We start from the raw sequence: 20,124 nt of genomic DNA on the forward strand, positions 1-20,124 counted from the left end.
ATCGTTATCCAATGAGGGGTCGAAGATAGTGAGCCATTGCTTCGCCCACAGCGCGATGTGCGGGCGGCGTCATATGCACGTCGCCGCGAAAACGGAAGCCGCGGCGTTCCTCGTCGCCGAACTTCCACAGGTCGTCCACGATGTGATGCACCGGCGCGCCGCATTCCGCCGCGAGTTCGTCGAAGCGTTTGCGCACGTTCGCGTAGCTCGCAGTCTTCTCGACGTACTGATACACGGGCAGCACCGCGATCATCACGGGCACTTTCACTTCGCCGATCCAGTGCAGGAGGATCGCGCGCAAGAGCTTCCACGCGTGGCTGTCGGGTGAATCGTATTCGGGCAAGGGCTGAAAGCGCGTGAGCTTCTGCACCTTGTCCTTGAACTCCGGCCCCATGCCGTTGACCATCTTGCGCGCCTTCGAAAGCAGGCCGCCCGCTTCAGGCGCGGGTTGATCGACGTCGCGATGAAACGGCTGTGGCACGGGCACGCCCTGCAAGGCGATCGCGCCGCAATCGGACAGCTCGAACCAGGGCTTCGGCACATGGAGCGCCGCGCCTTCGCGATCCGCCCATTCGCGATGCTTCACGACATTGCGCTGAATGTTCTCGACGAGCACGCTGATCACGACCGCATCGAAGTCGATCTTCTGCGCGAACTCGCGATAGATCAGGTATTGCTGATCGGTCCCGCTGCCGGAGAGGCCGAAGTTGAGCACTTCGGTATCGGAGAGCGAATCTTCGAGCACGTCGGAATAGCGCTTGCCGTTGCTCACGCCATCACCGGCCGTGTAGGAATCGCCGAACACCAGCACGCGATGCGCGCGGTTTTTATGCGGCGTCGCTTCGTGATTGCAGCGAAAGCCCGCGCCATTGGTCTTGACGAGATAGCCGCCGCCCTCGTGCGGAATCCGCACCTTCAGCCCCGGCACGAACCGATAGCCCAGCAACGCGTCGTACTGCATGAGTTGCCGGTGCAGCGGCGGCGGCGCTTCTGCGCGTGCATTCATCGATCTCTCCAGTCCGCCCTGGGGGCGTTATCCGTTATTGGTTGGCGATGCAACTATCCGGCGACGGCAAGCTCTCCCGCCAGCACGCCGTTCACCACTTCCGCGATGCCGTCGATATAAACGTGACGCGGCTTATTCGACGCGAGCAGTTCGGCGAATGCCGCGCTGCCCTCGCCGCCGCGCCACGCAGCGGGTTTGTCGTAGAGGCACAGGTCCGCGCGCATGCCCGATGCGAGCGAGCCCAGATCGCGCAGGCCCAGCGCGCGGGCCGCGCCGTGCGTGAGCGAGTCGATCCATGCGTCGCATGCCTGGGACGTGCACGCGCCCATTTCGGCTGCGCCCTGAGCAAGCGCGTGAGGTGCGGCGGCATCGAACGAATACGCGAGTGCGCGGCCGTTGAGCCAGTGCGCCCACAACCGATGCTCCACCAGCGACGCGCGCACGAGCGACTGTCCGCACACGAGATTCACATCCGTTTCCGCGATGAACGCTGCATCCGTACGCGACACGTCGGCGGGACCGAAGAGCGTCGTGTCGCCGCTCAATATCGAGAGGTAGGACAGCAGTCCGATCTCGGTAAAGAAGCGCGTTTGCAGGTATTCGCGCTCGTCGTCGTGTGTCGGGCAGAGCTTCACGCACAGGCGTTTGCGCAAGCGTTGCGCGGCCGACGCAATGGCAAGCAGTGACGAAGCCGACCAGATTTGCGCGGGCACCACGGCAGGCAGCAGCGTGCAACGCGGATTCGCGGTCTCGAACGCTTCGAGCGAAAACGCGGCGTGGCCCGTTTCTATCGTCTCGTCCAGTTCTACGTAAATCAGCCTGCGCACGCCGCCGCATTCACCGAGCGCATGGCCTTCGGCAAAGCCGCGCTGAAACGAGCCGACGGTAGTTACGCCATGTCGGATGAGATCGCCGGAGCATGCGCGCCATGCGTCCTTTGCAATGGACGCATCCGCATCGATGAGGCCGGGTACGCATACGAGTTCGCTCGCATCGAGCCGGTCATTACGATCGGAGGCATGCGGCGCCACAATGCGCTCGATACGTTCGCCGTCTATTTCCAGATCGCCGCGCACGAAACGATGCGTGAGCGAATCGAAATAAAGCGCATTGGCCATCACCCACTGATTCGAACCGCACGCAAGCTGATCCAGCGCATTCATCTCGGCCCCCGTGTGCGTCATGCCGCGCCTGTCAGTCGATTTCGAAGGCGCGAATCGATACGCACGACGACTGTCCCCCGCGCGACACGCAGCGCGCGTCAACGCGCTGCCTTGAGGCGCGATTGCTTTAGTCAGGAATTAAAAGCCGGCGTCGTTTTAGCGTTTGCAAGCCGTACGGCTTTCCGGCGTGAAAACATTTTCTTCAGCGCCTTGAACTACCGATGTGCGGAAAGCCACAGAACTGAAAGCGGGCAATTTTGCCGCAGCGCCGCGCGTGCGCTGCGCAAGGATCGTGCAAAGAGCCTGTTTATGGGGCTTGCACGCGCTTTTAGCGGGCTTTTTAAGGGCCATTTTTGTGCATTGCGCCAGTGCCGCGTGGCCGATAGGCGCTATGCAATGGCCGCCGCGTGAGGTGCCCACGCAACGGCCTTTTCGCTCGATTTCGACACTAGGCGCAAGCGCCGCAGTCATTCGCGATCATGTGCGGCCGCAATACCTTTACTCGGCTGCGCGCTTGGATTCGTGATGGCGCGCTTCTTCCGGACTCTCATAGATATACGGCGCGACGCCGCGGCGTTTCAACGCATCGCCCAGTTTCAGGCGTAAAAAGCTGCTTGTCGTATAACGCGTCACGCGGTCATAAAGCCCGTTGACCAGCTTCGTCACCATTTCCGAATAGGCATCGAGCATGTCGGGGCGAATCGAGAAATTGTCGTAATTCACGATCGCATGCGGACGCGACTTCGCTTTCGCCAGTTGCTTTTCGACTTCGCGGCGTATCGCTTCGACATCGCTCAGGCTTGCCACTTCGTGCCCTTCGAAGTTAATGAAGAACAGATTCTTCTCCGGGTCATAACTGAACCGCTCCGACAAATCGAGCCTCAACAGGATATTGCGCAAGCCCATAGGCGCGTCGCGGAAGATGCGTTCGTCCATCGTGCGTGGCGGCGTGTCCATGATCGGCGCGAAACCCATCTGCGCGACGATGTCCCGCTCGATATCGATGCCCGGCGCGACTTCCGTCAGCACGAGCCCCTTTTCCGTGAGCTCGAACACGCAGCGCTCGGTGATATACAGCACCGTTTGCCCGCGCTGCGCCGCATAGTGTCCACTGAACGTGCGATGCTCGACCGCATCGACAAACTTGCGGCAATCGCCTTCGCGGCGGATCGTGAGCTTGCCGTCCGCGATCGCCACATCGAGCTTGCCCGCATTAAAGGTGCCGACAAACACGACCTTCTTCGCCGCCTGGCTGATATTGATAAAGCCGCCCGCGCCAGCCAGCTTCGGGCCGAACTTGCTCACGTTGAGATTGCCTTCGCGGTCCGCCTGCGCGAGTCCGAGAAAGGCGATATCGAGGCCGCCGCCATCGTAGAAATCGAACTGATACGGCTGATCGATGATCGCCTGCGTGTTCGTCGCCGCGCCGAAGTTGAGCCCGCCCGCCGGAATGCCGCCGATCACGCCGGGCTCGGTCGTCATCGTGAAGAGATCGATCACCTGCTCTTCGTTCGCGACGCTCGCAATGCCTTCCGGCATGCCGATACCGAGATTCACGATGCTGTTGGCCATCAGCTCGAACGCGGCGCGCCGGGCGATGATCTTGCGCTCGGTGAGCGACATTGGCGGAACCGAGCTTGCGGCCACGCGCAGTTCGCTGGAAAACGCCGCGCTGTATTGCTCGCCGAAGGTCTGCCAGTGGTTGTCGGGGCGCGCCACGACCACGCAATCGACCATCACGCCGGGAATCTTCACTTGCCGCGAATTGAGCGTATTCGATTCGGCCAGGCGTTCCACCTGCGCGATCACGATGCCGCCGGAATTGCGCGCCGCCATCGCGATGGACAACGCTTCGAGCGTCAGCGCCTCCTTTTCCATCGTGATGTTGCCGTTGAGATCGGCGGTCGTGCCGCGCACGATGGCGACATCGATCGGAAAGGTCTTGTAGTACAGATAGTCCGTGCCGTCGATAGGCATGAGCCGCACGAGATCTTCGGTCGTGCGTGCATTGAGCTTGCCGCCGCCGTTGCGCGGATCGACGAAGGTGCCCAGCCCGACCGTCGAGAGCTGTCCGGGCCGATGCGCGGCGATATCGCGAAAGAGTTGCGAGATCACGCCTTGCGGCAGGTTGTACGCTTCGATGCGGTTTTCGATCGCCATCTTCTGCAGGCCCGGCACGAGTCCCCAGTGGCCGCCGATCACACGCTTGACCAAACCTTCGTGCGCGAGGTGATTGAGGCCCTTGCCGCGCCCGTCGCCCTGACCGGCTGCGTAGACGAGCGTGAGTCCGGCGATCGGCTCGTTGCCTTCCGTGCGCCCTTCGAGAAAGCGTGCTTCGAGCGCGAGCGCCACTTCTTCCGCAAAGCCGATGCCGACGAAACCGCTTGTCGCGAGCGTGTCGCCCGAGCGGATCAGACGCACGGCCTCGCGCGCGGACACAATCTTGCCGCGCTCGACGAGGCGTGCAGTCGACGGAAACGGATGGCGAGTCGGCGTGCTGCTGGCGGTCATGGCGGCTCCTGTGTGGCGCATATATCGCGCCTATATCGCGCATATATGGCGCGTTTCTTATGGTGAGTCTGGCTCGAACCGTCGCCGCTTGCTTGCGTCGAATGCACGCGGATCAGCGTATTTGCGCCTTCATATCTCGACCCGCGCCCCCAGTTCGATGACGCGATCGGCAGGCAGGCGCAGATAAGCCGCGACGTTCCCCACATTGTGCAGCATGACCGCGAAGAGCCGTTCGCGCCATAACGCCATGCCGGTGCCCGGCGTCGGCACCACGGTCGCGCGCGACAGGAAATACGAAATCGTCCTGCGATCGAATTTGAGTCCCGCGCCGCGGCAGGTCTCCAGCGCGGCGGGCAGATCGACTTCGTCCTTGAAGCCGTAGTTCACGGTCACCTGAAAGCATCCGTCGCCGAGCGTTTCGATCGCCACGCGGCGCGCTTCCGACACCCACGGCACCGGCGCGTTCGCCACCGTCAGGAACACCGTATGTTCATGCAGCACGCGGTTATGCATCAGGTTGTTCAGCAGCGAATGCGGCACGCCGGCCGGATCGTTCGACATGAAGATCGCCGTGCCCTCCACGCGCGCGGGCGCACGCGCGAGCAGATTCGCGAGGAACGGCTTGAGCGGCATCGTGCCGGCGCGCACGCGTGCTTCCTGGACCATCATCTGCGCGCCGCGTCCCCACGTCGCCATGACGGTGAACATCACGAGGCCGATCGCCACCGGAAACCAGCCGCCTTCCGCAATCTTCAGGCAGTTCGCGGAAAAGAACATCGCGTCGATCACGAAGAAGAACGCCGTCGCGAAAACGCATAGCGTCCAGTTGTAATGCCATGCGTAGCGGATCACGAAGAAGGTCAGCACGGTGGTGATCAACATCGTGCCCGTCACGGCGATGCCGTATGCAGAGCCGAGCGCCGTCGATGAGCCGAAGCCGAGCACGGCAGCGACGACCGCGAGCAGCAACGTCCAGTTGATGCCGGGCACGTAGATCTGCCCGATCTCTCTCGCCGACGTGTACACGACGTTCATGCGCGGCAGGAAGCCGAGTTGCATCGCCTGCTTGGTCATCGAATAGGTGCCCGAGATCACGGCTTGCGAAGCGATGACCGTGGCGATGGTCGAGAGCACGACCATCGGATAAAGCATCCACGACGGAAAGAGCCGGTAGAACGGATTCTGCACCGCGGCCGGATCGGCGATCAAAAGCGCGCCCTGACCGAGATAGTTGAGCGCGAGCGCGGGAAAGACGACCGCGAACCATGTGAGGCGGATCGGGCGCGAACCGAAGTGGCCCATGTCGGCATAGAGCGCCTCCGCGCCCGTCAGCGAAAGCACGACCGCGCCGAGCGCGACGAAGGCGAGCCAGCGATGATGCACGCAGAATGCGAGCCCTCGAAGCGGATCGAGCGCTTCGAGAATGCGCGGCGCATCCGCGATATTCATGAGGCCCGACACCGCCAGCACGATGAACCACAGCACCATCACCGGCCCGAACACCGCGCCGATGCCGGACGTGCCGTGCTTCTGCATCAGGAACAGCGCGACCAGCGCGACGAGCGTCACCGGCACGACGTACGGCTGCAGGCCCGGCGCCGCCACTTCGAGCCCTTCGACCGCGCTCAGCACGGAGATCGCCGGAGTGATTACGCCATCGCCATAGAAGAGCGCCGCGCCCATCACGCCGATCAGCAGCAACGTATGCTTCAGCCGCTTCTTCGATTCGACCGACGACGCCGCCAGCGCCAGCAACGCCATGATGCCGCCTTCGCCGTGATTGTTGGCGCGCAGGATCAGCGTGACGTACTTGAGCGAGACGATCACCGTGAGCGACCAGAAGATCAGCGACACGATGCCGATCACGTTCGCAGGCTCAAGCGCGAGGCCGCCCGCCGGATCGAACACGGTCTTGAGGGTATAGAGCGGGCTCGTGCCGATATCGCCATAAACAACGCCGAGCGCCGCCAGCGATAGCCCGAGCAAGGCCGGGTGCTTATGCGGATCGGGCGCGTGCGGGTCGTCGGCCGGCACGCCGGGTGCAGTCGGTCCCATGATTCCTCCCTGCGTTTTCCGGACCGCCACAGCGAGCGGCCTATTTGTCAGAGGATGAGCGTCTGCGTTGCTGGGTTGCTAGAAGCTGGGTTGCTAGAAGTATAGAAACCGATTCGCGGTTATGCCGGTGTAAGCCACGTCAGGCGTATTTGATCTGCGCGACCGCGCGCAAGTCGTCGGCGGTGGCGGTGCCGTAGCCGAAGAATTCCAGATACGCCGGGATCATTTCGAACAGCATGTCGGTGCCGACCTGCACGGCGCAGCCCTTCTCCTTGGCCGCGCGCAAAAGCGGCGTGAACTCCGACTTCATCACCACTTCGCCGACGAACGTCTCCGGCGCGATGCGATCGATATCGAACGGCAGCGGATCGGTGTCTTTCATGCCGAGCGGCGTCGCGTTCACGATCACGTCGAAGCCCGCGGGATCTCTCGTATCGGTCCTGACGACGAGTTGCGGATAGTGCTCGCGCAAGCGCGTGGCGAGCCCTTCGACGGACGCCGTGTTGGTGTCGAAGACCGCGAGTTCGGCCACGCCCGCCGCCGCCAGCGATGCCGCGATCGGCGAGCCCACGCCGCCGCTGCCCAGCACGAGTACGCGCGCGCCCGCGAGCTTGCGGCCCTTGCGCTCGACGCCGCGCACGAAGCCCGCGCCGTCGAACTGGTCGCCGAGAAGTGTGCCGTCCGGCCGTTTAAGGATCGCGTTGCAGGCTCCGGCAATGCGCGCGGTCGGGCTGACTTCGTCCATCAGGCCGACGGTCGTGATCTTGTGCGGCATCGTGACGAGCGCGCCGCGAATGTTTGTGAGCTTGAACAGATGCGGCAGAAAGGCGACGTAATCCTCGGGTTTGACGCCCATCGGCACCACGACGGCATCGATCCCCTGTTTGTCGAACCAGGGGTTATAGATCATCGGCGCCTTGAAGGCTTCGGTCGGATAGCCGAGATGGGCGATGAGAGTGGTCTTGCCGCTGATCATGGCTGCTCCTTGCGAGGATGTCAGGGACGCGCGGGTTCGCGCGCGCCGTAACCATGATAGTGCGGCTTTTAGACTTAGGCGTGTTTTGCGCAGTGCGGCATTGCGGAATGCTTCAGTGGCTCGCGCCTAGATACGCCGCCTTGACCGATGGATCATTGCGCAACTGGTCGGCCGGGCCGTGCGTCGCGACGCGGCCGTTCTCCAGCACATAGCCGTAATCCGCGACGTTGAGCGCGGCCGCGGCGAACTGCTCGACCAGCAGCATGGTCACACCGTCGGCCTTCAGCCGCTCGATGATGCGGAACACTTCTTCGACAAGGATAGGCGCGAGGCCCATCGACGGCTCGTCGAGCAGCACGAGATCCGGATTGAGCATGATGGCGCGCGCCATCGCGAGCATCTGCTGTTCGCCGCCGGAGAGCGTGCCCGCGAGTTGATTGCGGCGCTCCTTGAGGCGCGGGAACAATTCGATCGCGCGTTCGAGATCGGCGTTGACGTCGCCTTTCGGACGCGACCACGTGAGACGCGGAAACGCGCCGAGCAGCAGATTGTCGGTGACGGACATCGTCGCGAAGACGCGGCGTCCTTCGGGCGAATGCGCGAGTCCCAGGCGCGCGATCTTGTGCGAATCGAGCGAGTCGATGCGCTTCGCATTGCTGCCGACGCCCATCGTGATTTCGCCGTCGGTCGCCTTGATCATGCCGGATATCGCGCGCATGGTCGTGGTCTTGCCTGCTCCGTTCGAGCCGATCAACGTCACGACCTTTGCCTTAGGCACGTCGAGCGAGATGCCGTGGAGCACTTTGACTTTGCCGTATCCGGCATGGAGATTTTTGATCGTCAGCATGAGGTGGTCTCGTCGACTGCTAAAGGCTTCTTTAAACAAATCAATTAAGCTGCTTCCGCAGGCTGTCCGCCAAGATAAGCCTCGATGACCTTTTCGTTCGCCTGAATCTCCGCAGGCTTCCCTTCCGCGATCTTCTGCCCGAAATCCAGTACCGAAACGGTGTCGCACACGCTCATCACGACATCCATGTGATGCTCGATCAAAACAACGGTGATGCCGTGATTGCGCACCTTGCGAATGATCGCGACGAGTTCGCGGATATCCGGCGCCGTCAGACCGGCCGCGGGTTCATCGAGCAAGAGCAATTGCGGATCGAGCGCCAGCGCCCGCGCGATTTCGAGCAAACGCTGCTTGCCGTAGGGCAGATTGCGCGCTTCTTCGCCCGCGGCGTTTTCGAGCCCGACGAAGCGCAACATGTTGAACGCCCGCTCGCGCGCCGCACGCTCTTCGCGACGATAACGCCCGCTCATCAAGCCGACATCCGCGAGATTCGATTTGAACGTGTGATGCAAACCGACGAGCACGTTCTCCAGCGCCGTCATCTCGCCGAACAACTGCACGTTCTGAAAAGTCCGCGCGATGCCCGACAGCGCGATCTTCGACGACGTGCGTCCCGCCAGCGACTGTCCTTGATATTCGATCGCGCCTGCTGTCGGCACATAGATGCCCGTCAGCACGTTCATCATCGTGCTCTTGCCCGAACCGTTCGGTCCGATCAGGCCGTGAATCGTGCCGCGCCGCACGGTCATGTTCACGTCGTTCAGCGCCTTGAGGCCGCTGAACTGCATGAGCACGCTGCGCACATCGAGGATGATGTCCGCGCCTTGCGTTTCAACTGCGGCAACGGCATCGTCCTGACGCGTCTGGCTGGCGAGTTCTTCGGTATCGACCTTCGTCACGCGCACGCGGCCGAGGTTGAGCGTCTTGCGCACGAAGCCCACGATACCGTCCTGCAAGTAATACACGACGAGCAGGATCATCAGCCCGAAGATAGTCAGACGCCAGTCGGTCAGCGCGTCGATCCAGAACGAGAACACAGCGAGCCCCGCCGTGCCGATGATCGGCACCGCCACGCGTTGCGGCGTGGAAGTTTTGCGGGCCAGCGCGAGCACCGCACCCGCGACGACGATCACCGCCAGCGCCGTTGCGACCACGCGAAAGTTGGAGATGTCGTCGAGCAGTTTCGGCAAGAGCACGATGACCGTCGAACCAATGATTGCGCCGGTGCGCGTCTTGCGCCCGCCCATGATGATCGCGAGCAGGAACAGAATGGTCAGCTCGAAGTTATACGTGTTCGGCGAGATGTACTGCTCCGAGTACGAATAGAGGCAGCCCGCGAGTCCCGCGAAGCCCGCGCTGATGACGAACGCATACACCTTGTAGCGATACACGGACACGCCCATGCAGTCCGACGCAATCGGGCTGTCGCGCAGTGCTTCGAATGCGCGTCCCAGATGCGACTTCAGCACGCGATGCACAACGATCAGCGACACCACAAGGAGCGCCGCGACCAGCCAGTAATACTGCACTTCATCGAGCCTGTGGCCTGCGAACATCGGCTTTGGAATCTTGAGGCCCATCGGACCGTTCGTCAGAAAATCCATCTCGTTGATGAGAATCTGGATGATCGTGCCGAACGCGAGCGTCACCATCGCGAGATATGGACCCGAGACGCGCAACGCGGGCAAGGCGAGGATCGCACCGAAGCCCGCTGTGACGAGAATCGCGAGCGGCGCGGTCACGAAGAACGGCATGCCGAGCTTGGCGAAGAGCACGCCCGCCGTGTAGGCGCCCACGCCGAAGAGGCCCGCATGACCGAGCGACACCTGCCCCGTATAACCCACCACGATATCGAGCCCGAAGAGCAGGATCGCATAAATCATGATGGTTTCGACGAGATGGATGTAGTACGGATTGCCCGACACCACCGGAAAAATCGCGAGTGCGGCAAGTCCGACGAGCGCCGCAATCCAGTTCTTTGCTTTCATCGTGGCCGCCTCAGACTTTCTTGATCGCCGTCTTGCCGAACAGACCTGCGGGCTTGACCGCGAGCACGATCAAGAGCAGCACGAGCCCCGGCACATCCTTGTAGCCGGTGGAAATATAGAAGCCGGTCGTCGTCTCCGCGATGCCGAGAATCATCCCGCCGACGATGATGCCCATGCCGCTCGACAAGCCCCCAATGATCGCCACCGCGAAGGCCTTGAGGCCGAGCACGGCGCCCATCGTCGCACCGGTCAATGTCAGCGGCGCGATCAAAACCCCTGCAAATGCAGCGGTCAACGATGAAAGCGCATACGAGAACGTAATGACAAGTCCCGTGTTGATGCCCATGAGCGCGGCCGCATCGCGATCGTTGGCGGTTGCCACGACTGCCTTGCCGAAGATCGTCTTGCGGTTGAAGAACTCGACGGCGAGCATCATGACGAGCGCCCCGCCGACAACGAGCAGTTCCATCGGCAGCACGTTCGCGCCGAACACCTTGAGCGGCGCTTCGGGCAGCGGCGACGGGAAGCGCAGATCGTCGCGGCCCCATACGTTTTCCGCGACGTTCTTGAAGATGATGCCGAGCGCGATCGTCGACATGATCCAGCCGAACTCGGACTTGATCTTGATGGCGGGCCGCACGCCGATGCGCTCGACGAATGAGCCTTGCACGAGCCCGAACAGGCACACGAGCGGAATCATCAGCCAGTAGTTGACGCCCGCCGACACGAGCGTCAAGCCGACGAGCGCGCCGAGCATCAATGCATCGCCCTGGCCGAAGTTCAGCGTGCCGGATGTGGCGAACGTGAGTTGATAGCCGAACGCGATCACGGCATAGATCATGCCGAGCGCGATGCCGCTATAGATGAGTTGCAGAAGGATCATCTTCGAGCACCAGTAAAAGCATGACAAAGCCGCGCCCGCCATCGTGGCGAGCGCGGCTCATATCGACATGACTGAACGAACGCGCTTAGTTCGCAGCGGTCGTCTGCTTGGTGCGCAGCGTACTGCCGCCCTTCTTGTCGGCGTCGTAGGCGTACACGACACGGCCGTTCTTCACTTCGCCGACCACCGGCACGTTCGGGCTGATCGCTTCGTGATCGGTCTTCGTGAACGGCTTGTCGTAGACCATCACCACGCCTTCCACCTTCGTGTTGAGATTCTCGAGCGCTTCCTTGACCTTCGGGCCGTCGGTCGAGCCGGCCTGCTTGATGGCCGCCGCGAGCAGATAGACCGAGTCATAACCTTGCGCCGCCGACACCGGCGAATCGATGCGGTCGTTCTTCGGCTTGAACTCCTTCAGATACGCATCGATAAAGACCTTGCGCTTCGGCGTATTCGCTTCCTGAATGAAGGTCTGCGGCATGCGCGCGCCTTCGCCGTTGGTGCCTGCGTTGTCGATGTAGTTCGCCATCGACAGCGTCCAGCTGCCGATCAGCGGCACCTTCCAGCCGAGCTTGGCCATGCCGTTGGCGATCTGCGCGAGTTCCGGCCCGATGCCGTAAGTCAGCACGGCTTCCGCGCCCGCTTCCTTGGCCTTGAGCAACTGGGCCGTCATATCGACGTCCTTGATGTTGAACTTCTCGACCGCCACCGGTTTCACGCCTTTCGCGGACAGCGCCTTTTCCAGATCTTCGCGGCCAAGCTGGCCGTAGTTGGTCGAGTCGGCGAGAATCGCGACCTTCTTGAAGCCGCGCTTCGTCACGGCTTCTTCGACGATCATCGGTGCCTGAATGCGGTCCGCCGCCGCGTTGCGGAAGACGTAGTTATCGGGCTGATCGTCGAACTGCTTGGTCACCACCGTGCCGGTCGCAACGTTGTTGAACACCGGAATCTTCGCTTCCTGGAAGAAGCGTTGCGACGCAAGCGCCACACCGGTATTGATGTAGCCGACGACCGCGACCACCTTCTCCTTGTTGATGAGTTCTTGCGCGATCTGCACGCCGCGCTCGTTCTTGGCTTCGTCATCGCGCTCGACGAGCACGATCTGACGTCCGAGCACGCCGCCCGACTTGTTGATCTCCGCCGTGGCGAGACGCACGCCGTCGCGCATGCTGACACCCATGGAAGACGAACCGCCCGTGAACGGCCCATCGACGCCGATCTTGATCGGGTCGGCCGCGTAGGCCAGCGAAAAAACGCCGAACGCAAGCGCGCCCGCGATGAGCTTCATCTGCATACCCATGTGTGTCTCCGTCGCTCGAATCGTTATTTGAAGGGTCGGCTCGCGCTGTCGGCGAGAGTGGCGCTTGCGCGCTCTGCTCCGGCCCCATGCAAACTCCCAGGTCCGCTTTTGGCCTCAGCGATGCTTTTAAGTGCAGTGCGCGTTATCGATTACATAGGCGGTGACCGAGTTTAGAAAAATGTAAGGATATGACCATATTCGGAGATACCCGAAGAGCACGAGCGTTAGCGCACATCCGATGCATCGCAAATGTGCACGGCATGGAATAAACGCTAAAAGATGGATTCCGCGCATCACATTTCGCCAGCATCCCAAAGCGTTTTTAGGCTTGAGCAAGCGGCGTATCAGCGGGTATACGCTTAACGGCCAAGTAAAAAAACGCGCGGTCCCAGGAGGGAGACCGCGCGCAACCTTGCGCACTCTAAGGATTTCTTTAGCGATTAAAGCCTTAAGCTTGATGCACGCGTGCTAGCGCGGCGCGCCGGTTTCGATCGCATGCGCGAACTGACGCAGCACGGCGCCCGATGCATCGGTGACGGCCCAGAACGTCATGCCGTCGTGATTCCAGCGCGCGAGTGCATAGCCATCGTCGGACTGGGTGACGACCGGCGAGAACTCCTTGTCGCCTGTATCGCTTTTCGCTTCGCCCTTGCGCTGGGGAAACACGTACACGTCGATCGGATGCTTCAGATAGCGATACACCACCACCGCCACCGGCCGATGATCGATGTAATCGAGCCGCCCGCCGACCAGCGCGAAGCCCGGTCCCGCAGGATCGATCACCGGCGGCGCATAGTCGATGCGGCCGTTGAACCACGGCTTGACCGTGTGCTTGTCGCTTGATAGCACGTCGATAGGACGATCCGACATCAGCGCGCGCACGTGGCTCGATACGATCTCCTGCGCGAGCGGCGAGCCACCCGATACCGTCGACATGAGCGGCACCGCCTGGAACCACAGCATGGTGCCGAGCACGAGCGCGGAAAGCGTGGCGCCCGCGAACGCGCCGCCGAAGAACGGCCACGGCGCCGCGAACGGATTGCTCCAGCCACGCCGGGCGCGTCGTGCGGGCGACGGCGCGTCGGCCTCTTCCGCTTCAGCGGCCGCGGCCCGCACCCGGGCCAGCACCTGCGCCCGCAGATGCACGGGCGCGCGCTGATAGAGCGACCCATCGGTGAGCCTCGTGTCGAGCGAGGCGGTGTCGTTATTTTCCATTTCCCGACTCCTCCGAATGACCAGGTCCCGCGCGGCGGACGAGCCGCACGCTCGGCCGGTCCTGTCCGCCCTGCGCCGCGCGCACCGCCCCCGCCAGCATCTTGCGGCCGCGCGCGAGCCGCGACATCACCGTGCCGATGGGCACGCCTGTCACGGACGCCACTTCCTTGTAACTCATGTCCTCAAGCTCGCGTAACACCAGCACCTCGCGGAAGGCCACCGGCAAGGCCTCCAGCGCGCGATGCACCAGATGAATCTCGTCACGGCGCACGGCGAGCGTTTCAGGGTCCGCCGCGCCTTCTTCCGACCAGCCCGGCAATGCTTCGTCGCCGCCGAGTTCTTCGTCGTAGGGCGTGGCGTCGGCCAGTTGCACGCGACGTCGCCATTCCGTGAACCACGTATTGCGCACGATAGCGAGCAGCCATGCCCGCGCGTTCGCCTCCTCGCCGCCTTCGAATCCACCGAAAAAACGGAACGCGCGCAGATAGGCTTCCTGCACGACGTCGTCGGCGTCGCTCGCGTTGCCGGACAGCCAGCGCGCGAGGTTGTACGCGGCGTCCAGATGCGGCATCACCATCGCCTCGAAGCGCGCGTGGGCCGCCTGTGCGTCCGCGCGCTCGCCGCGTCCGGACTTCTCCTGTCTCGACCTGCCTTGCCACATCGCGCGGGTCTCCTTTCGCCTGCCACGTTCGGGAAACTTCGTCGGGGCCTCGCGGCAACACGGCTTTTCCGCGCCCTCACCCTCCCATACTTCCCGCCCGCCGGGTTTATTCCCGTTTATGCCCGCGCCTTAAAAAAATATAGCGGGAATATCGCGCCCGTTCCGCCGGTTCGATGGATGCCACAGCGATCCGCAAACGATGCGGAACTCGCGGGGCCTCGCGCTCATGCACCGGGCCGCCGTGAGCGTGCGAATTGCAGAATCTTCGCCGAATGTTCGCCGAATCGAACGACAAGATTTGCGGCCGCGATCACATCCAATCACATCCAATTAAATCGAAGGGAACCGCCATGAAACCCGATCCCACCGCTCTGCATCCCGCGCAGGAAATTGATGAACTCGACGATCACGGCAAGCGCCGCCGCACCGCGCTCTCGTGCATGGCCTGGGCCGGCGCCGGCGTGCTCTGGACCGTGAGCGGCGGCGTGCCGGCCTCGCGCCTGATTTCGTCCGCCGAGGCCGCCGAGACGACGAGTTCGTTCAGCTTCGTGCAGATCAGCGACAGCCATATCGGTTTCAACAAGGACCCGAACACGGAACCGACAGGCACGCTCGAAGAAGCCGTCAATCACGTCAGCGCCATGAAAAAGCGCCCCGCGTTCATGATCCACACCGGCGACATCACGCATCTGTCGAAGCCCGGCGAGTTCGATACGGCGACGCAGATCATCGGTAAGGCCGGCATGGACGTGCATTACGTGCCCGGCGAGCACGACGTGCTGGTCGAAGACGGCAATCCGTTCTTCGAGCGTTTTTCCGGCCAATACGGCCGCGGCAGTAACCGTCACTGGTACAGCTTCGATCAGGGCGGCGTGCATTTCATCGGCCTCACCAACGTGATCGACCTCAAGGGCGGCGGCCTCGGCTTTCTCGGCGACGCGCAACTCGCATGGCTCAAAGCCGACTTGCAGGGCAAATCGAGCAGCACGCCGATTGTCGTGTTCGCGCATATCCCGCTGTGGGCGCTCTATCCGCAATGGGGCTGGGGCACCGACGACAGCGCGCAGGCGCTCGCGCTCCTGAAACGCTTCGGCTCGGTGACGGTATTGAACGGCCACGTGCATCAAGTGGCGCAAAAGGTGGAGGGAGACATGCGCTTCTATTCGGCGCTGTCGACGGCGTTTCCGCAACCCGCGCCGGGCGCGCCGTCCGGCCCCGGTCCGATGAAGGTGCCGGCGGATCAGTTGCGCACGATGCTCGGCCTGCGCGAAGTCACGCATATCGCGGGGCGCGGGCAACTGGCCGTCACCGACACGTCGCTGGCAGGAGCGCAAGCATGAATATCGACACAATTTCGAACTACGTTTCGCCTGCCAATCTGCGCCCGCTCGCCGGCAAGTTTCTGCGCAAGGCGGTGTTTGCGCTCGTCGTGAAAGGCGTGATCGGCGTGATTCCGACGGCATGCGCGCAGGCGCCCGCGCAACAGATCGCGGCGGTCGCGGCGCCGACCATTTCCATCGACAACTTCGCGTTCAGCCAGCAGGCGATCACCGTGCCGGTCGGCACCAAGGTGACATGGGTAAATCACGACGACATGCTGCACACCGTCGCCGACGAGGGCAAGAGCTTCAAGTCCGACCCGCTCGACAGCGGCGACAGCTTCTCGCATGTGTTCGACAAGCCGGGCACGTACAAGTACTTCTGCTCGCTGCATCCGCACATGACGGGGACGGTAGTGGTGCAATGAGCGCGCCGCGCGCGTGGCTTCAGCCGCGGGCCTTCGCGATTGCGGCGAGATTGCCCTCGCCGAATCCGTGATGCCCGCGCCGCTCGACGATCTCGAAGAACATGTCGCCGGGCCGGCGTTCAACGAAGGTTTGCAGGAAAAGCTGCGGCGTGCCGTCGGGCAGAATCTCGCCATCGACAAGAATGCCGCGCGTGCGCAGATTCTCGACATCGAGACCGTGGCCGGGAAGGCGCTCGTCGATCTCGTCGTAATAGCGCGGCGGCGGCTGCAGAAAACGCACGCCGCGCGCGAGTAACGCATCGACGGATGCGAAGATATCCGCCGACGCGAGCGCGATATGCTGCACGCCCTCGCCTTCGTGATCGGGCAGATACTGCTGCATCAGGTCCGTGCGATACGTGCCTTCCTCATACACCGGAATGCGGATCGAGCCGCACGGCGACAGCGTGACGGCCGAATCCTGCGACACATGCCAGTCCGGATGCACCTGATGAATCTCCGAGAAATGCAGCACTTCGCGGTAGAACTCGAGCCATTCCTGAATGCGGCCCGGCCCGACCGTCTGCGTGAAGTGATCCACTTCGAGCAGGCCGGTGCCCGCGTTACTCGCGCTCGCACCGGCAAGCGGACGAAAGTCGATGTCGTAGATCGACGCCTCGCCGCTGTTCTTGCCCGGCCAGTGATCGACGAAATAGATATGCGAATCGCCGATGCCCTGAATGGCCGGAATCGCGAGTTCGTTCGGGCCGATCTTCTCGCCTTCGAAATCCCACGCGCCGTATTCGAGCGCGCGCTCGTGGGCGATCTGCGCGTCGAGCACGCGAATGCCGATCGCCGCGATGCCGACGCCGTGCGACTCGGCGAAGCGCGACGCGAACGAGTCCGGCTCGGCGTTCAGCAGGAAGTTCATGCTGCCTTGCCGGAACAGCGTCACGGCCTTGCTGACGTGCTGCGCCACGGGCACGAAGCCGAGACGATCGAACAACGCGGCAAGGCCCTCGGGATCGGGACTGGAAAACTCGACGAACTCCAGCCCCGCGATGCCGAGCGGATTGTCACCGACAGAAAAATCGGGCGTCGCGCGGGCGGAGGAAGAGGAGTCGGGCTGGGTCATCGGCAATACCTCGAAAATGTACGATCTGGTTCACGGACGCAAAACTACCACGACCTGCCGTATCCGTGCGACCCGGCGGCTTCATCGCAATGGCCGGATGGTCTGCGCCTAGAGTAGCGGCAGCGGGATTGCCGTGTCAAAGGCGGGGCCGCCCGACGCGTCCGCCGCCATTTTCGGGAATTTACGCGGCGAGGCGCTCCGCATTCATCGACGGGCGTCTGGCTTGCGGCGGAAACACGTTCCAGGAGCCGTCGTCGTGCCGGAAGAAGATGATCGCGAGCAGCCCGCCCGGATGCTGCGCCTCGATGCAAACATAACGCGCGCCGGTGACATGCGAGCGGCACAGGCGCACGACGCGCGCCGGATGCGCGGGGGTCGGTGCGAGCCATTTGTCGACGGCCCAGTGCAGCGAATTGGCGGCGGTTTGCATGATGGTCTCCCGGAATGCAAAGCTCAGCGTGAAGTTCAGGCGACGAGCGCCGCGTTCATGCGGCGGCGTTCGGCGGCAACATAGGCGCGAAAGAGTCCCGACACGGCGCGCAGCGCGGCGCGCGGGTGCGCGAAGCACGCTTGCACCTGACGGCTGCGGGCGCGGCCGTCGAGGCACCACGTGACGAAGTGCTCGCAGTTGTTGGTCAGCAGGCGATACTGGTCTTCGCCGATGCGGCTGCGCGCGCGGCGCACCGCTTCCATGCCGACGAACTTCGCGGCCGGATTCTGGCGGATGGTGACTTCATGACCGGCGGCGAATTGTTCGACGGTGACTTCCTCGACCGGGCCGCGATGCAGCGACTTCGCGAAGCCGGCATAGTGGATGACCATGCCGTTGCCTGCGTAGATGCCGTGGTGTTCGTAGCCGGACCGGCGCGTGACGAGTTCGGTGCCGAGCGCGGGTTCGTCGTCGAGCGAGAAGCTGTCTGCCTGGCGGTCGATCACGGCGAGTTGTTGGTTGGTTGACATGGCGGGCTCCGATTCTTTTTCGCTTGGCGCCATGTGTTTGTCTGGCGCCGGGTTGCCCAGTCATTTGCATCAACCTTGCCAGCTTTCTCAAGCCATTGATTTATATCGATAAACTGATTTTGTAGAGTGCTTCGTCGAAGCGTTGTGTTCTGCTTAGGCCAACAGTTTTCCCCCGTGTTTGTTGGCTGCCGAGCGCCAGAATCGGTTATCGGCGAAATCGTGATGAATACCTTGTGAGTGCGGCCCGGCACGCGTGTTAATCGATGTGTTGGATGTTCGCTCGCGCACCAACGCCTGCTGTTGGAGCCGGTCCAACTGATCGGCTTGTGACGGCCCGACGCGACCGGTCGTGCGATGCCTTCGAAGCCCCGTCCGCCTTGCCATTCGCCGGAAAACACTAATGGACCGCTTGCGCCGGCACAGGCCTTGCATTAGTCCGTGCGTCCTGCTTCTCAGGCCATTCACGGAGAGCCGAAATGAGCGTCATCACCATCACCGATCTCGAATACGACTGCGAACTCGATCGCCGGGCGATGTCGGCCATTAGCGGCGGCGGTGGCGCACCCTGGGTGTATGGCTGGATCACGCCGTTCACGGGCCAGTCGTCGGGTGGGGGCGGCGGCGTCGCGGCGGTGAACATCATCGATGTCACCAACAACATCTACGAGACGACCAACAACATCACCAACACCACGGTCTCGGTCGCGCAGATGATCAACCAGTTCCAGAGCGTCAACGTCAGCAACACCGGCAACGGCGCGACGCTTGCCGTCAACCCGAACTCGGTTGCGGGAAATCGCGCGGGCTAGGCGGCATGGCGGTGCATATCCGACGTTCACTGCAGCGCGTGTTGGTACACAATGGGCGAGACCGGCGGCCGCGCCTGCCCGACGCCACGCCACCCAGCATTCCGGAGGTTGCCGTGACCTTCACCACCGAATTTCGATGGACGTCCGCCGCCCGCACCGACACCGGCTGCGTGCGGCAGATCAACGAAGACGCGCTGCTCGATGCGCCCGAGCGCGGCCTGTGGGCCGTTGCCGACGGCATGGGCGGACACGCGGTCGGTGATCTGGCGAGCCGCATGGTGATCGAGAGCCTGACGAAAGTGACGGGGACGAACGGACTTGCCAGCGTCGTCGCCGATGCGCGCACGCGTCTTCTCGATGTCAACGACGTCCTGCGCGCGGAAGCGGCGCGGCGGCTGGTGTCGCGCATCGGCAGCACGGTGGTGCTGCTCGCGGCGCGCGACCGCGCATGCGGTTATGTGTGGGCGGGCGACAGCCGCATCTATCTATTGCGGCGCGGCCGGCTCGTGCAACTGACGCGCGATCATAGTCATGTGGAAGAACTGAAGGCGCGCGGGCAACTGACGGCCGAGGAAGCGCTGCATCATCCGGCGCAACATTTGATTACGCGCGCTGTCGGCGCACTCGATGTGCTCGAACTCGACGAAAACACGCTCGAGCTGAAAGACGGCGACACGTTTCTGCTATGCAGCGACGGCTTGTCGAACGAAGTCAGCGAAGCGGAAATGGCGAGTGAGTTGGCGCCGGGGAACTGCGAAATCGCGGCGCAGCGGTTGCTGGAGATCGCGCTGGCGAGAGGCGGGCGCGACAATATTTCGGTGGTTGTCGCGCACGCGGAGGATTTGATGGCGTCGGACAAGACGCAGGTGAATCCGGGGGTTTAAGGGGC

Annotated in this window: 19 protein-coding genes; 5 read left to right on the forward strand and 14 right to left on the reverse strand. The window is 62.9% G+C overall.

Features of this window, described 5'->3' with window-relative positions:
- Nucleotides 1–4: 4 nt before the first annotated feature.
- Both BRPE64_RS17780 and BRPE64_RS17785 read right to left on the reverse strand, forming a co-directional pair.
- A complete protein-coding gene (locus BRPE64_RS17780; RefSeq protein ID WP_016354882.1) occupies nt 5–1,006 on the reverse strand; it encodes an SGNH/GDSL hydrolase family protein in 1,002 nt (333 codons plus the stop codon).
- Between the two features lie 53 nt (nt 1,007–1,059).
- Complete coding sequence (locus BRPE64_RS17785) at nt 1,060–2,190, reverse strand: amidohydrolase family protein (RefSeq protein WP_016354883.1); 1,131 nt, start codon at nt 2,188–2,190, stop codon at nt 1,060–1,062.
- 90 nt (nt 2,191–2,280) lie between these two features.
- Here BRPE64_RS17785 and BRPE64_RS32930 point away from each other — a divergent pair, with 90 nt between their 5' ends.
- A complete protein-coding gene (locus BRPE64_RS32930) occupies nt 2,281–2,580 on the forward strand; it encodes a hypothetical protein (protein ID WP_144063435.1) in 300 nt (99 codons plus the stop codon).
- Nucleotides 2,581–2,667: 87 nt separating this feature from the next.
- Here the strand turns inward: BRPE64_RS32930 and BRPE64_RS17790 are convergent, their stop codons facing one another.
- From BRPE64_RS17790 to BRPE64_RS17830, 9 genes are all read right to left on the reverse strand, one after another.
- The gene (locus BRPE64_RS17790; RefSeq protein ID WP_016354884.1) at nt 2,668–4,680 is read right to left on the reverse strand and encodes an acyl CoA:acetate/3-ketoacid CoA transferase; all 2,013 of its coding nucleotides are present in this window, start codon (nt 4,678–4,680) and stop codon (nt 2,668–2,670) included.
- Nucleotides 4,681–4,809: 129 nt separating this feature from the next.
- Nucleotides 4,810–6,735, reverse strand: a complete 1,926-nt coding sequence (locus BRPE64_RS17795; protein WP_016354885.1) for a potassium transporter Kup — start codon at nt 6,733–6,735, stop codon at nt 4,810–4,812.
- A gap of 139 nt (nt 6,736–6,874) precedes the next feature.
- Complete coding sequence (locus tag BRPE64_RS17800) at nt 6,875–7,711, reverse strand: shikimate dehydrogenase family protein (RefSeq protein WP_016354886.1); 837 nt, start codon at nt 7,709–7,711, stop codon at nt 6,875–6,877.
- 112 nt (nt 7,712–7,823) lie between these two features.
- Nucleotides 7,824–8,558 carry an ABC transporter ATP-binding protein gene (locus BRPE64_RS17805; RefSeq protein ID WP_016354887.1) on the reverse strand — a complete coding sequence of 245 codons (735 nt, stop codon included), beginning with the start codon at nt 8,556–8,558 and terminating at the stop codon, nt 7,824–7,826.
- A gap of 44 nt (nt 8,559–8,602) precedes the next feature.
- Nucleotides 8,603–10,546 carry a branched-chain amino acid ABC transporter ATP-binding protein/permease gene (locus BRPE64_RS17810; protein ID WP_016354888.1) on the reverse strand — a complete coding sequence of 648 codons (1,944 nt, stop codon included), beginning with the start codon at nt 10,544–10,546 and terminating at the stop codon, nt 8,603–8,605.
- Nucleotides 10,547–10,556: 10 nt separating this feature from the next.
- A complete protein-coding gene (locus tag BRPE64_RS17815) occupies nt 10,557–11,429 on the reverse strand; it encodes a branched-chain amino acid ABC transporter permease (RefSeq protein WP_040052287.1) in 873 nt (290 codons plus the stop codon).
- An 85-nt stretch (nt 11,430–11,514) separates the two neighbouring features.
- On the reverse strand, nt 11,515–12,723 hold the full coding sequence (locus BRPE64_RS17820; protein ID WP_016354890.1) for an ABC transporter substrate-binding protein: 1,209 nt from the start codon (nt 12,721–12,723) through the stop codon (nt 11,515–11,517).
- Nucleotides 12,724–13,197: 474 nt separating this feature from the next.
- Nucleotides 13,198–13,944, reverse strand: a complete 747-nt coding sequence (locus tag BRPE64_RS17825; RefSeq protein ID WP_016354892.1) for an anti-sigma factor family protein — start codon at nt 13,942–13,944, stop codon at nt 13,198–13,200.
- Nucleotides 13,934–14,605, reverse strand: a complete 672-nt coding sequence (locus tag BRPE64_RS17830; RefSeq protein ID WP_016354893.1) for an RNA polymerase sigma factor — start codon at nt 14,603–14,605, stop codon at nt 13,934–13,936. Before BRPE64_RS17830 ends, BRPE64_RS17825 begins: the two co-directional genes overlap by 11 nt.
- 350 nt (nt 14,606–14,955) lie before the next feature.
- On the opposite strand from BRPE64_RS17830, the gene BRPE64_RS17835 reads away from it, so the two are divergent.
- Nucleotides 14,956–15,945: a metallophosphoesterase family protein gene (locus BRPE64_RS17835; protein ID WP_144063436.1), complete on the forward strand. Its 990-nt coding sequence runs from the start codon at nt 14,956–14,958 to the stop codon at nt 15,943–15,945.
- Nucleotides 15,942–16,352 carry a cupredoxin domain-containing protein gene (locus BRPE64_RS17840; protein WP_016354895.1) on the forward strand — a complete coding sequence of 137 codons (411 nt, stop codon included), beginning with the start codon at nt 15,942–15,944 and terminating at the stop codon, nt 16,350–16,352. Before BRPE64_RS17835 ends, BRPE64_RS17840 begins: the two co-directional genes overlap by 4 nt.
- Before the next feature lie 19 nt (nt 16,353–16,371).
- On the opposite strand, the gene BRPE64_RS17845 is transcribed toward BRPE64_RS17840, so the two are convergent.
- The 3 genes from BRPE64_RS17845 to BRPE64_RS17855 form a co-directional block, all read right to left on the reverse strand.
- A complete protein-coding gene (locus tag BRPE64_RS17845; protein WP_016354896.1) occupies nt 16,372–17,466 on the reverse strand; it encodes a 4-hydroxyphenylpyruvate dioxygenase family protein in 1,095 nt (364 codons plus the stop codon).
- 181 nt (nt 17,467–17,647) lie between these two features.
- Nucleotides 17,648–17,896, reverse strand: a complete 249-nt coding sequence (locus BRPE64_RS17850) for a hypothetical protein (RefSeq protein WP_016354897.1) — start codon at nt 17,894–17,896, stop codon at nt 17,648–17,650.
- Between the two features lie 35 nt (nt 17,897–17,931).
- The gene (locus BRPE64_RS17855; RefSeq protein ID WP_016354898.1) at nt 17,932–18,426 is read right to left on the reverse strand and encodes a lecithin retinol acyltransferase family protein; all 495 of its coding nucleotides are present in this window, start codon (nt 18,424–18,426) and stop codon (nt 17,932–17,934) included.
- 476 nt (nt 18,427–18,902) lie between these two features.
- Here BRPE64_RS17855 and BRPE64_RS17860 point away from each other — a divergent pair, with 476 nt between their 5' ends.
- Nucleotides 18,903–19,235, forward strand: coding sequence for a hypothetical protein (locus BRPE64_RS17860; RefSeq protein WP_016354899.1), 333 nt, complete (start codon nt 18,903–18,905; stop codon nt 19,233–19,235).
- A gap of 113 nt (nt 19,236–19,348) precedes the next feature.
- Nucleotides 19,349–20,119, forward strand: coding sequence for a PP2C family protein-serine/threonine phosphatase (locus tag BRPE64_RS17865; RefSeq protein ID WP_016354900.1), 771 nt, complete (start codon nt 19,349–19,351; stop codon nt 20,117–20,119).
- Nucleotides 20,120–20,124: the final 5 nt, after the last annotated feature.

Source organism: Caballeronia insecticola, from assembly GCF_000402035.1.
GTDB classification, from domain to species: domain Bacteria; phylum Pseudomonadota; class Gammaproteobacteria; order Burkholderiales; family Burkholderiaceae; genus Caballeronia; species Caballeronia insecticola.

What these genes read in the sequence shown, in the direction of transcription:
- BRPE64_RS17780 (WP_016354882.1), bottom strand. Translation starts at nt 1,006, where the DNA reads ATGAATGCACGCGCAGAAGCGCCGCCGCCGCTGCACCGGCAACTCATG.
- BRPE64_RS17785 (WP_016354883.1), bottom strand. Translation starts at nt 2,190, where the DNA reads ATGACGCACACGGGGGCCGAGATGAATGCGCTGGATCAGCTTGCGTGC.
- BRPE64_RS17790 (WP_016354884.1), bottom strand. Translation starts at nt 4,680, where the DNA reads ATGACCGCCAGCAGCACGCCGACTCGCCATCCGTTTCCGTCGACTGCA.
- BRPE64_RS17795 (WP_016354885.1), bottom strand. Translation starts at nt 6,735, where the DNA reads ATGGGACCGACTGCACCCGGCGTGCCGGCCGACGACCCGCACGCGCCC.
- BRPE64_RS17800 (WP_016354886.1), bottom strand. Translation starts at nt 7,711, where the DNA reads ATGATCAGCGGCAAGACCACTCTCATCGCCCATCTCGGCTATCCGACC.
- BRPE64_RS17805 (WP_016354887.1), bottom strand. Translation starts at nt 8,558, where the DNA reads ATGCTGACGATCAAAAATCTCCATGCCGGATACGGCAAAGTCAAAGTG.
- BRPE64_RS17810 (WP_016354888.1), bottom strand. Translation starts at nt 10,546, where the DNA reads ATGAAAGCAAAGAACTGGATTGCGGCGCTCGTCGGACTTGCCGCACTC.
- BRPE64_RS17815 (WP_040052287.1), bottom strand. Translation starts at nt 11,429, where the DNA reads ATGATCCTTCTGCAACTCATCTATAGCGGCATCGCGCTCGGCATGATC.
- BRPE64_RS17820 (WP_016354890.1), bottom strand. Translation starts at nt 12,723, where the DNA reads ATGCAGATGAAGCTCATCGCGGGCGCGCTTGCGTTCGGCGTTTTTTCG.
- BRPE64_RS17825 (WP_016354892.1), bottom strand. Translation starts at nt 13,944, where the DNA reads ATGGAAAATAACGACACCGCCTCGCTCGACACGAGGCTCACCGATGGG.
- BRPE64_RS17830 (WP_016354893.1), bottom strand. Translation starts at nt 14,605, where the DNA reads ATGTGGCAAGGCAGGTCGAGACAGGAGAAGTCCGGACGCGGCGAGCGC.
- BRPE64_RS17835 (WP_144063436.1), top strand. Translation starts at nt 14,956, where the DNA reads ATGAAACCCGATCCCACCGCTCTGCATCCCGCGCAGGAAATTGATGAA.
- BRPE64_RS17840 (WP_016354895.1), top strand. Translation starts at nt 15,942, where the DNA reads ATGAATATCGACACAATTTCGAACTACGTTTCGCCTGCCAATCTGCGC.
- BRPE64_RS17845 (WP_016354896.1), bottom strand. Translation starts at nt 17,466, where the DNA reads ATGACCCAGCCCGACTCCTCTTCCTCCGCCCGCGCGACGCCCGATTTT.
- BRPE64_RS17850 (WP_016354897.1), bottom strand. Translation starts at nt 17,896, where the DNA reads ATGCAAACCGCCGCCAATTCGCTGCACTGGGCCGTCGACAAATGGCTC.
- BRPE64_RS17855 (WP_016354898.1), bottom strand. Translation starts at nt 18,426, where the DNA reads ATGTCAACCAACCAACAACTCGCCGTGATCGACCGCCAGGCAGACAGC.
- BRPE64_RS17860 (WP_016354899.1), top strand. Translation starts at nt 18,903, where the DNA reads ATGAGCGTCATCACCATCACCGATCTCGAATACGACTGCGAACTCGAT.